Here is a 12,350-nt window from a genome sequence, read left to right as displayed (position 1 = left end):
ATTGATAAAAAAAGTAGTGAAAAATTACTTAAATGAAAAATAAAAGATAATAAGGATTTAAAATTAAATTTAAAGGATATTATTTAAACATACTCGTCTGATATGGTTGTTTCAATAAAACATGGGCCATTATTGTTTTTGTCCTTCCACAATACAACGAATACATCTGCATGTTCCATTCTAAAAAGTCTGTATTTTACAGTTAATCCCATTTGCTCCAAATCATGGGCCATCCTTATAACACCATTAGAATCTGCGGTTTCATTTATTTTTACAGTTGTTCTTACCTGTTCATCCATTTTATTAATGATTTTTCCTGCCTCATCAGAGACTACATTGACTTCCCTACCGTTTAATTCCTTTACTAAATTATCAAGCTTTTCATCAACCTCATTATGAATATCAATGTTTCCTTGACAAACAGATCTAACAACTAATAATTCACCATTATCTAATGCTGGTCTGGAGCCTTTAAATGAATTAAATTCTCCCATTACTCTTCCTGCAATTTTATGTAAATGTGACATTCTATCCCTTAAAATCTTTTTCAAATAAAAAATTAATTGGAATTAATAATATAAATTAAATAGATTAGATTCAAATTCAGAATCTAAACTTTCATTTCTTCTTTTAATTCTGCCATTGTAGATGTTTTTTCTGCAAATGCGTCATGTCTGTGAATACTTTCCTTATTTAACTGACTTATGGTTATAACAGTATCATCTGGTAAGTATGCAAATTCGTCAATGATCTTTTCAACCATATTCCTTACACAGTCTTCTACAAATACTGGTTTCTTATGAGCATTCATTACAGTAGCATTTTCATCTGGACGTTTCAATAGTCCGCAAACAGGTGAACTCATTGATTGCTCTATAATTTCAATGATCTTGTCTGCATTGACTTTCTGATTTTCAGGAACTTCTATAAGTATTGTTCCAACACCTCTTTGATTGTGTGATGCGAATGTTACAGTGTTTAATACTTTCTCGGTAGTTTCCTCATCTAAGAATTCAAGCAATTTTCTTTTATCTGCTTCTTTAACAGATTCCTGTGCACAAGGACATACGGTCATTCCAACTACTTCTGCACCAATACTTTTACGTATTTTTACTTCCTCTCCTTCTCTTATTCCAACTGCTTTAGCAATTAGTTTACCCATTTCCTGGGAGTTTTTATGAGTGACAGGTGATTTTCTATTAAACATATAATCACTTGTCATATTGACTTCCACCCTTTTAGCATATTCGTGTTTGGTCATCATTTTACTTACGATTTCAGCACAAATAGACTCAACCTCAACAGCTACACTGTTGGTAGCTTCTTCCATAACTTCACTAATTGCCTCTGGAGTTCTAGACATGTGGATACCTTTTTGATCACTAGGTAAATCTACATATGCATCGAAAGTTGGTATTAATACGATTGGTCTTTTACCTTCTCTGTGTAATGTTAATAATTTTTTAACTCCTTTAACTCCTACTCTTGATAAAGATATAGGAACATTTGGTTCATGATCTTGTGTATCTGGAAAACAGTCTGCCATAATTTACCTTCTTTTTCTATTTTTAAATAAATCTATATTTTTTTTATTTTAAATTATATATAAGTTTATCCTTATTAAAATAAGTAAAAATTTATAAATTGTTTAAAAAAAGTAGTTTTTTAAAATCAATAAGTAAGATTAAGGTATATTTTTTACTTAATCTCATAAAATGTTTCAGTTTTAATTAATAAATTAATATAAAAAATTTATGTTAATCTAGAGAATGTTTGCAGAACCCATATCTTCTTTAACAACATTTAACACTGTCTGTGTATAGGTTCTTTCTACTCCTGGTTCTTTTAACATATTTTTAATAAATGCATCTAACTCATCGGTGTCTCTGAATTTTGCAATAAGGAAAGTATCATATTCACCTGTAACATCATAGATACCTACAACGTTTTTGTTAAATGAAATCTTTTCCTCAAAGTTCTCAAGTTTTCCACCTTTAACCTTAACACCAATTATGCTGGTAAGTACAAAACCTAACTTTCTGTGGTTAATTACTGGTGAGAATTTTTCAATTACTCCACTTTTAACCATTTTTTCAATACGATTATGTACAGTACCTACTGAAATATTTAAATCCCTTGAGATTTGTCTGTAAGATACTCTTACATCTTCGTTAATGATTTTTAAAATTTTTTTATCTGTTTCATCTAATTTGACTATTTCTGTTTCTTTTTTATTCATTTCCAACCCTCTATTTAAAAAAAATAAATTTTTAAATATAGTTCATTAATTTTATTTAGATTCATTAAGTTTATAAATTTTTCTTTCTTTTTCTAAACTTTTTGTAAATTCTTTATAATTTTATTAAATTATTTATTTTAAGTTAAACATTATTTAAAATAATTTTATTTTTTTAAGATAAATCCTTTTAAGATTGATTTATTTTCTTTTATTTTATTGTTTTAATCTATTTTTTAATAAATTAAACAAGTTTCAGCTTATTTGATTTGAATCTTATGTTTCTATATTTTTTTTTAAAAACCTTCTAATTAAGATATTTAAATCATTGATTCAATTTTATTTAGTAATTTAAATATCATATAATTATCCCTAAAATTATTATTTCATTAAACAAATATTGTTTTTTATCCAAATTTTAAAAACTCTTTATATTAATGTTTTATCTTTTTTTCATTGGAATTGGTTCATTTTTATAAGTATATTTTTTGTTTAATATTTCTGTGTTTTAGGATTAATCCGATTTATTCTATGATTTTAATCGTTTTTAATTATTTCAACCATTTTCAATATATTAAAGGTTATTTTCCATGTTTTTTCATTTTTAGGTTATTGGTTCTTTTTTGACTTTTGTTTTATGGTTTTATTTTTAATACATTATTTCTAAAATGTATTTGTGATGTTATTTGTAGGATTATTTCCCTAAAATATTTTGTTTTAAAATGCTTATTTTTTGAAGGGGATTTTTTAAAAGGACTTACTTTCCAATACTTAATTTCTTAACGGAATCTCTTATCTCCTCGATAGGTGCATCTGTTTTAATACTAGTTGGTGAGAAATGAGTTCTTTTTGCATAATAATTCTTCTTATTTAAGTCTTCCATTACTCTATCAATCTTAGGTGCACTAATCTTAAGACATCTTGATATTTCATGTATGTCATAAGAGCTAGGATTACACTCAGCCTCATTTAAACATTTTTCAAGTAATGACTTTATTTCATCCTTGGTATTCAACTCTTTTACATCAAGTAATCCTAACATTCCCTTTATAAAATCCTTATCCTCAATTTTTCCAAGCCACATTGGTCCTGCATGAACCATTTTCTCTCCACAAACAGGGCATCTGTCTATGGTACTTGATCCTAATCCATAGGAAAATTCCCTGTTTAAACAGTTTTTACAATGTGAAATGTAACCTATATTTTCCAGGGATTCATCTGTTGCTTTGGAGCCTTTTTTAATTTCCATGTATATTCTCATATAATGTTCGGTACTATGGGATAGCTTGATGTCAATGTATTTCTTGTATTTGGCAAAGGTTAAAGCTGTAAAACCTGCAAGTATTCTAATACCGTTTTCATGGCAATATTCGCTTTTGTATGGTTTTGCATTATATTTACGTATACATGGTGCTTTGTATGTTCCACATAATGCAGAGGTGTCTGTTGCAGTAAGACATAATAGACTGTTTCTTTTAATTGATGCAGCTACAGAATCAACGAAAAAACTAGGGGTTCCAAATGGGTCAATGTCAACAACATCAAATTCCCCTCTGGTCATCCTTAAAAAGTTATTCGCCTCATGTGAGAATATTTCGAAATTGTCCTCTTTAATATCAATATTGTTATGTAGTGCATTGATTTTGGTAAATTCATTTGCAAGAGGATTAATATCATTTACAGCAACATTTCCAATATTGTCTATTTCTTTTTTATATCGAATTCCCCTGATTCCACTTCCTCCAAATACATCTGCGACGTTTATCCTCTGTGATAATTCTTTCTGGAATGTTTGAATGGCAAGAATGGAAATGTCTCTGTTTAATTCCATTTTTGGATTATAGAAAACTGGAGCATCAGAGGATACTTTGTCAAATTCCGGAAATTTGACTTCGGTTAATCCTTCCTTAACGGTTTTTAGGTTCTCCTTATCATATGTAATTTTTTCACTCATGGTATTTCCCTTTAAAATGTGTTTATATTAAAACTTGGTTAAAAACTCTTTAAAACATTGTTATATAGAAAATTTTAAGGTTATAAATAATAAATATTTCTTTTTGATTACTATCTATGGTTAATTTAGATTTAAAATATTCAACCATATTTTATTATAAAAATTGGATAAACAATTTGATTTATATATTATCTTATTTATAAATTATATTAGGATATTTTATTAATTAAATTTATAGACTAATTTAATCCTTACTTGGTGATTTTATGGCTAAGATTAATATTGCTAAACCGATTATTGAACAAGAAGAAATTGATAATGTAGTAGAAGTTTTAAAATCAGGAATGATTGCACAAGGTCCAAAAGTATCAGAATTTGAAGAGAAATTTGCACAATGGATTGGTACTAAATATGGTATTTCAACTAGTTCCGGAACTACTGCATTACATACTGCTTTACTTGCATGTGGTATTGGTGAAGGTGACGAGGTAATTACTGTAGGTTTTACTTTTGCTGCAACCTCTAATTCTGTATTATATACTGGAGCTAGACCTGTATTTGTGGATATTGATGAAGATACATTTACTATGGATCCTTCAAAGATTGAGGATGCCATTACAGATAAGACAAAAGCTATTTTAGTTGTACAGTTATATGGTCAATCCGCGGATATGGATCCTATTTTAGACATCGCTCATAAACACAATTTACTTGTAATTGAAGATGCTGCACAGGCACATGGTGCTGAATATAAAGGTAGGAAAGTAGGAACTCTTGGGGATGTAGCTTGTTTCAGTTTTTATCCAACTAAAAACATGACCACTGGTGAAGGTGGTATGATTACTACTGATAATGAGGAAATTGCTAATATGGCTAGAATATATAGGGCACATGGTTCTTCTGTAAAATACCATCATGATTATCTAGGTTACAACTTCAGATCCACCGATATTGCTGCAGCAATAGGTCTTGCTCAACTTAAAAAAATAGATTCATTTAATGATAAAAGAAATGAAAATGCAAGTTATTTAACCGATGGTCTTAAAGATGTTAAAGGTGTTGTTCCTCCTGTTGTAAAAGAAGGCAATAAACATGTATTCCATCAATACACCATTAAGGTAGATGGCGATAGGGACAAATGGTTGGATTTCTTAAATGAAAAAGGTATTGGCTGTGGAGTATATTATCCTATCCCATTATACAACCAGAAATTATACAAGGATTTAGGATACAATCAATCCTGTCCTGTAACCGATAAAATAGTTGATGAAGTAATTTCTTTACCGGTACATCCTAGTTTAACTAAAGATGAATTGGATACAATCATTTCAGTTGTAAAAGAAGGTTCAGAGAAATTCTGCTAAAATCAAATCTTCTTTTTTATCTTTCTTTTAGAAATTTTTTTGACTCTTTTTTATCTAAACTATTTTTCATTACTCTCTTTTTTTTAGTATGGCTATTTTAAAACAATCGATTCTATAAGTTGAAAATATCGAATCTTATCTTCCTGGAGTAATTGGTTTATAAAATAATTAATTTTATAAATTTTAAAAATTAACTTTTATAATATGGTAAAAGTAGATAAGGATATGTTTAATCAAGAAATATTTACCCGTATTAACAATTTAATTAATGATTATAATTTGATTAGGGACGGAGAAAAAATTGCAGTTGCATTATCCGGTGGAAAGGATAGTGTCTTAACATTACATGCATTAAGTCGTTTTAAGGAAGATTCCAATATTGATTTTGATCTTGTAGCTATTTCAGTTGATGAGGGTATTGAAGGTTATAGACAATCTGGAATTGATGCGGCGATAAGTAATGCAGAACTTTGTAATGTTCGCCTTATTCAGAAATCATTTAAAGAAACATTTGACTATAATTTAGATGATATTTACTCTAATTTTAAAAGTGCATGTATTCCTTGTGGTGTTTTTAGACGTTATATATTGAATAAAACAGCATACGAAGTAGGTGCAGATAAAATAGCCACTGGACATAATCTTGATGATGAAATTCAATCCTTCTTAATGAGTTTTGCAAGGGGAGATACTCTCAAATTCTCTAAATTTGGTCCGGAACTTAAACAAATACATCCTAAACTTATTCCCCGTATAAAACCATTATGGAATACACCTGAGAAAGAGGTGGGTATGTGGGCGATAATTAATGATATTGATGTTCATCTTGCAGAATGCCCTTATTCCTCTTTATCTTTACGTTCAAAGATTAAAGGATTCTTGAATAAAGCAGAAGATGAAAATTCTGGAATTAAGGAGAATATTTTGTCCTCTTTTATTAAAACACTAAATGTTACAGAGGAAAGTCCAAGATTATATGAATGCCAACATTGTGGCGAGCCAACATCATCAGATGTCTGTAAGGCCTGTGAAATTTTAGATTTATTAAATGAATCTAATTAGTTTTTAATCTTTGTAAATTATTGATTTACTATTTAACTTTTTTTTAAACAGGTGATTTTAATTTATTAATTAAAAAATTGGTTTCTTTAAAGATGTAAATATTAATCTACTGATTAAAAGGGGTTTTATATTTTTTTTTTTTTTTTTTAAAAATATTTAATGGTATTTTATTAGTTTATTATTTTTTTTTATAACAAATTGAATTTTTTATAAAATGAGTTATTTATTGAATTAAGAATCTTTATTATAAAACCTAATTCATTATTTAAAAAATATTTCATATTTTTATTTTATTTTATTCTGGCGATTTTTTCTCTTTTTTAATTTTATTAAATTTAATCTAATAATCAAATAGATTAATATTTATTTATTAATTAACAAATACTAATTTAAAATTTGTAGTTTTAGGGATTATAATGGAAGATAAAATTAAGATTCATGTTTTGAATACAGGTTATGTGGAAGTAGATGAGGCTTTAGCTTTTAAAGATAAGTCCTATAATCCAATTGCATATACTGGTTTATTTAGATCAAATAAGCATAAAGTTAAAGTTCCTGTTTTTTCTTATTTGATAGAACATCCTAAGGGTAACGTTTTAGTTGATACTGGATGGTCTGTAGCATCTAGGGAGGATTATAAATCTCATTTGCCTTTAAAGGGTTATATTGCAAGTAAACCTATACTCCCATCTGGTGAGAATATTGTAGAACAACTAGACAAATTGGGAATTGATAAATTACAGTTTTTAATCTTAACCCATATGCATGTTGATCATGTTGATGGAATAAGGGATGTTCAGGACAGGGCTGAATTCATTCTTGTTTCAAGGGATGAATTAAAAGCAGCTAATAAAGGAGGAGGACGTTATATAAAGGAACTTTGGAAAGATACAATCTTTGATAGGTTTGATTGGAATGGTGAGATGGGACCTTACTTTAAATCTTATGATGTTTTCCGTGATGGTAAAATCAATTTAATTTATCTTCCAGGACATACTGCAGGTTCAACTGGTGTTTTAATAAAAAATAACGGTAAGTTTGTATTAATTACTGGTGATGCAGCTTATGCCCATGCATCTTGGGAAAATCTTGAATTACCTGGGATTATAAATGATAAGGTTCGAACCTTAAGATGTTTAAAATGGATTCAAAAATTATCTAAAGCTGACAATTGTGTTGAGATATTGGCTTCTCATGATCCTGAAGTGAAACCTCATATAATCGAGATTTAGGTGTGTTTATGGATAAAGATAAATTAAAATATGTTTCCTTATTAATTGTTCTAATGGTTTTACTTGTAATATCCATAGTGAATTTTAACTATAATATTCATAATTATGACATTATTTTAGATATTGTAATTGTAGCTATTTTTATATATGCTTTATATGATTACTTTAATACCAAAGATGAAAGAGCTTTAAGAAAAGAAAAAATTGAAAAGAACAAATATAAGGGTTCTAAAAATATTAAATCAAAAAAATAGTTTAAATCTTTTTTTAAATTTATGAAGGTTCTAGAAATATTAAATCAGAAAGGCAACTTTTAAATCTTATTCTTTTTTTAATTTTATTTTGTCTTGGATTCTATCTTATATTATTTATTAATATTGAAAATTAGTTTCCCTTAAATTATTAGAGCTTTTAAAATTATTGAATTTAATATAAAATGTTTAAGTTAAAAAAATAGTAAATAAAGAAGATTATTCCTCGTCATTATCTTCTTTATCGTTTTCCTCTGTATCCTCTTTTTCCTCTGGTTCTACAATATTTATAAGGATTTTATCAATTTGGTTTCCATCCATCCTTAATATTTCGAAACAGAATTTATCCCATGTAAATGTTTCTCCGTCTGTAGGGATTTTTTCAAGATATCCTAATATGAAACCTGCAATAGTTGAGAAATTATCCTCCTCTTCATTAGGTAACTCCTGGTCTGTAATATCAAAGATTTCTTTAAATCTATCAATTGTAATTCTACCGTCCATTAACCATGAATGGTCTTTAAGTTCAATAGCTTTCGGATCATCCATCTCATCAATACCTGGTATATCTCCAACAATCCCTTCAAGTAAATCATTTAAGGTAATTAAACCAAGAACTGTACCGAACTCGTCTACAACAAGGGCCATATGGACGTAATGTTGATTTTGTTTGAATTTAGTTAATAATTCCATGGATAAAAGATTATCTGGAACTACTAAAGGATTTTTAAGTTCTTTTTTTAGGTCTAGTTTTCTACCGTTAAATAATGAACCCAATAAATCTTTAGCTTGTACTACTCCAATAAAGTCATCAAGTTCTCCTGAGGCTACCGGAAATATTGAACGTTTACTCTCAATGATTTTCGCTTTGTTCTCTTTATCGCTGTCTTCAAGATCCAACCATACAATCTCATTTCTTGGTGTCATAATCATATCTACTTTTTGAGCATCAAGACGGAAGACCCTTTGAATAATGGCTTTCTCCTCTTCTTCAATATTTCCCTCTTCAATACCCTCTTCAATAAGTAAATTAACTTCTTCCTCGGTGATTTCATGTTTCTCATTACTTTTTTCACCAAGTATTCTAAGTAATAGGTTTGTTGAGTCACTTAATAGTTTTACTATTGGTGCAGATATACAGGATAACGTTTCCATTGAACTTGCAACTTTGATAGCTATCCTTTCAGGTTTGTTGATAGCTATCTGTTTAGGTGCAATTTCACCTACAATAAGGGTAAAGTATGTTGTAATAAGTACAATTATAATGTAACTTATTGTATAGGAATATGGAATATATGGTCCAAGGTAAGCTGATAATGGACCGGCTAAGGTTGCACCACCTACTACACCTAAAATAATGTTACTTGCAGTAATTCCAATTTGGACCGTTGATAAAAAGTTTGTAGAATCTTCTAATAAATTAATAGCTGTTCTAGCGCTTTTATGTCCTTCTTGCTCATATTTTAAAAGCTTATATTTTCTTGACGAAATAATAGCTAATTCCGCCATTGTTAAAATACCATTGATGATGATTAATATTATTATAATAATAATTTCGATGATTTCTGTTATCATTTCAATTCCTTTATAAAATAGTAATGATTATTTCCTAAAAATAAATTATCTTTTCAAATCATTTGCTGTTTGAAAACCTTTAAATCCGTGAATTTCTTCTTGCATGTCTTGAACTGCTTTTGATGCCTCTTCTCTTGTTGCTACCTTCTTAAATATTCTTCTTTCTTTAACTTTTAGAACTTTTCCACACACGCATTTTCTAGTAGCTTGTCCTTTTTTAGCATATAATACTCTTCCACAGTCACAACGGAAAATAAGATACATTTTTTAAATTCACCTTTTTTATCAAAGACTTTTTATTTTAAAAATAATTATGTATATATAATATATTATTGCATTCTTATTATAAAAACTTATGAATTTTTTATTTCATACTTTCTAATATGGTCTTTCTTATTTATCTAAGTGAAACTATTTATTTATATCTGGAATGAATGCTTCATATTTTATCTAATTATATTAACTATTTTTATAATCCGAATACTTTCATTGCAAGTGGGATAAATACATTTGTAGGTAATATAAAGAAGGTTGCTATGCTTACACCTATGTCTGTTCCAATGAAAACAAGCAATATTCTAAATATGTTATTGCCCCATAAATCCCTTAGGGATTCAACTTCACCTAAATTATTAATGTCTCTTTTTCTAACAGGCCTATAATGTAATTCCACAAGTGCTGAAAACATACCTGCAGCAAGTAATGGATGCATTACTGTAAATGGAGCAACTAATCCCCCTACAATAGCTGAGGGTATCTTAGAACCTGATAAAATACTGCCTAAAAATCCCATAATGATATACACAAAGAAATATTCGAAAAGTTCATTGGTAATATTTACACCATGAATAAAAGCCAGAAAAAATATCGCAATAAATATTATTGGGATGGATGCAAGTATGATTTTTCCCCATGGTATTCCCTTGCCCTTATTTATGTCGGTTAACTCCTCATATGTCGGAATCTCCTCAGGATGATCTAGGTAATGGTTTATACCATGTTTATGTCCAGCACCTACTACTGCAATCACATTGTCTTCAGGAATGAGTGAAATGCTTCTTGCAAGATATGCGTCCCTTTCATTAACTAAAACCTCATAGACTGCAGGTGACTCCTCTTTAAAGAATTTCATTACCTCTTCAATTGTATCTTCCTGTTTTAACTCTTCGATGTCAAATTCCTCTTCCTCGTCTTCACCAATTAAAACGGCTTTAAGTGTTTCAAATACAAATCTGGCCTTTTCCCAGCTACTCATTTTATTCAATGCCCTTTGCAGGGTGGTGTTAATATCTCTATCTAAAAGTGCAATCCTGATGTTTAAATCCTCTGCAGCCTCTATAGCACCTATCATTTCAGAACCAGGTTTAACGTCCACGTCCTGACCGATCTTATTTTGAATATAACCTAAGATACTTGATGCAAAAAATATACCAACCTTATTTTCCTTAATAATCTTTCTCATGGAAATGGTATCGTCGGTTTCAATACCTTTCATCTCATTTCGAAGACGTTGATATCTTCCATAATCAAGTTCAATTCCCACAACCTCTGGCTGAACTTCATATATGGTGTTCTTTACTTCTTCAACACTATCGGCAGATACATGTGCAGTACCTATAATAGTTAAATTCTCTCTTTTCAAAATAACACTTCTTAGTAGCTTGTTAAAATAAACAAAATAATATGATAAAATAGTTTTATTTGTATAATTTTTTAATAAATTTTAATATTTAATATTTATTATACTACTATTTATAAATTGATTTTTTAACCTTTAATAATTTATATGTTTGTTACTTAAATAGCTATTTAGACTTTTTTCATTATTCTGATTTTTAATTAAAATCATTATATAAACAATAAATAAAAATATTATTAATGGATTTTTTTTGTGATAAAATGAAGGTAAGTTTAAGTTTTGAGAAAACCATTTCAAATGACACTTCTGTTATGATTGACGCATTAAGAGCAAGTACTACTATCACTGTTGCCTTATCTTCTTTTAAAAAGATCATCCCCGCATTTTCAAAGGAAGATGCAATCTCTAAAAGCATTAAATATGATGGAGTTTTAGCAGGTGAAAGGGAAGGTTCAAAAATAGACGGATTTGATTTGGGTAATTCTCCAGAGGATGTTTTGGAATATGAAACAGATAAGGAAAATTTTATATTGACCACTAGTAACGGTACAAGAATTCTTCAGAATATGGAAAGTCCCCATGTTTTAATTGGGGGATTTGTTAATGGAAAGGCATGTGCTGAAAAATGTATTGAAGTGGCTGACAACCATATAGATATTGTAATGGCAGGTTGGAAGGGTAATTTCACAATTGAGGATTATCTTGCAGCTGGTTTTATAATAAGATGGCTTGATTATTATAATGAGAAGCAGGATTTAAACTGTGAATTTTCAGAATATGCGGTATCAGCAAAATTAGCCTCTTATAATGATGAGATGGTAAATCAGGCTATATTTGATGGTTTTTCAGCTAAAAGATTAATCAATGTAGGTTCTAAAAAAGATATTGATTTTTCATTAAAAAGGGATATTTTTGATGATGTTGGTATATATGAAAATGGTACAATTACCAAGTTTTGATAAGTTTTATTATTTTATCTAAATTATATTAAAAATATTTGATTTTTTTATATTTTTTTACAAGATTTAATTTCTAAA

The 12,350-nt window shown here is 28.7% G+C and carries 12 protein-coding genes; 5 read left to right on the top strand and 7 right to left on the bottom strand.

Annotated elements, in window-relative coordinates:
- Positions 1-83: 83 nt before the first annotated feature.
- The 4 genes from ON24_RS04500 to ON24_RS04485 all read right to left on the bottom strand — a co-directional run bounded on the left by ON24_RS04500 (position 84) and on the right by ON24_RS04485 (position 4,190).
- On the bottom strand, positions 84-527 hold the full coding sequence (locus ON24_RS04500; RefSeq protein WP_016359112.1) for a DUF2120 domain-containing protein: 444 nt from the start codon (positions 525-527) through the stop codon (positions 84-86).
- Positions 528-610: 83 nt separating this feature from the next.
- Positions 611-1,546 (bottom strand): GTP cyclohydrolase MptA, encoded by a 936-nt coding sequence (mptA, locus tag ON24_RS04495; protein WP_016359111.1) that lies wholly within the window; start codon positions 1,544-1,546, stop codon positions 611-613.
- 216 nt (positions 1,547-1,762) lie between these two features.
- Positions 1,763-2,239, bottom strand: a complete 477-nt coding sequence (locus tag ON24_RS04490) for an Lrp/AsnC family transcriptional regulator (protein WP_016359110.1) — start codon at positions 2,237-2,239, stop codon at positions 1,763-1,765.
- Between the two features lie 754 nt (positions 2,240-2,993).
- Positions 2,994-4,190: a tRNA (guanine(10)-N(2))-dimethyltransferase gene (locus tag ON24_RS04485; RefSeq protein ID WP_040682095.1), complete on the bottom strand. Its 1,197-nt coding sequence runs from the start codon at positions 4,188-4,190 to the stop codon at positions 2,994-2,996.
- Between the two features lie 266 nt (positions 4,191-4,456).
- Here ON24_RS04485 and ON24_RS04480 point away from each other — a divergent pair, with 266 nt between their 5' ends.
- From ON24_RS04480 to ON24_RS04465, 4 genes are all read left to right on the top strand, one after another.
- Positions 4,457-5,554 carry a DegT/DnrJ/EryC1/StrS family aminotransferase gene (locus ON24_RS04480; protein WP_040682094.1) on the top strand — a complete coding sequence of 366 codons (1,098 nt, stop codon included), beginning with the start codon at positions 4,457-4,459 and terminating at the stop codon, positions 5,552-5,554.
- A 204-nt stretch (positions 5,555-5,758) separates the two neighbouring features.
- Positions 5,759-6,616, top strand: a complete 858-nt coding sequence (locus tag ON24_RS04475) for a TIGR00269 family protein (protein ID WP_016359107.1) — start codon at positions 5,759-5,761, stop codon at positions 6,614-6,616.
- A gap of 416 nt (positions 6,617-7,032) precedes the next feature.
- The gene (locus ON24_RS04470; RefSeq protein ID WP_040682093.1) at positions 7,033-7,848 is read left to right on the top strand and encodes an N-acyl homoserine lactonase family protein; all 816 of its coding nucleotides are present in this window, start codon (positions 7,033-7,035) and stop codon (positions 7,846-7,848) included.
- Positions 7,849-7,856: 8 nt separating this feature from the next.
- Positions 7,857-8,102 (top strand): hypothetical protein, encoded by a 246-nt coding sequence (locus ON24_RS04465; RefSeq protein WP_040682092.1) that lies wholly within the window; start codon positions 7,857-7,859, stop codon positions 8,100-8,102.
- 216 nt (positions 8,103-8,318) lie between these two features.
- On the opposite strand, the gene ON24_RS04460 is transcribed toward ON24_RS04465, so the two are convergent.
- From ON24_RS04460 to ON24_RS04450, 3 genes are all read right to left on the bottom strand, one after another.
- A complete protein-coding gene (locus ON24_RS04460) occupies positions 8,319-9,674 on the bottom strand; it encodes a hemolysin family protein (RefSeq protein ID WP_040682091.1) in 1,356 nt (451 codons plus the stop codon).
- A gap of 45 nt (positions 9,675-9,719) precedes the next feature.
- Positions 9,720-9,938, bottom strand: a complete 219-nt coding sequence (locus ON24_RS04455; protein WP_016359103.1) for a DUF1922 domain-containing protein — start codon at positions 9,936-9,938, stop codon at positions 9,720-9,722.
- A gap of 205 nt (positions 9,939-10,143) precedes the next feature.
- On the bottom strand, positions 10,144-11,316 hold the full coding sequence (locus tag ON24_RS04450) for a TraB/GumN family protein (RefSeq protein ID WP_016359102.1): 1,173 nt from the start codon (positions 11,314-11,316) through the stop codon (positions 10,144-10,146).
- A gap of 257 nt (positions 11,317-11,573) precedes the next feature.
- Here ON24_RS04450 and comB point away from each other — a divergent pair, with 257 nt between their 5' ends.
- On the top strand, positions 11,574-12,272 hold the full coding sequence (comB, locus tag ON24_RS04445) for a 2-phosphosulfolactate phosphatase (protein ID WP_040682090.1): 699 nt from the start codon (positions 11,574-11,576) through the stop codon (positions 12,270-12,272).
- Positions 12,273-12,350 lie beyond the last annotated feature (78 nt).

This window comes from Methanobrevibacter boviskoreani JH1 (genome assembly GCF_000320505.1).
Taxonomy (GTDB): Archaea; Methanobacteriota; Methanobacteria; order Methanobacteriales; family Methanobacteriaceae; genus Methanarmilla; species Methanarmilla boviskoreani.
This window is presented reverse-complemented; position numbering and strand designations above follow the sequence as displayed.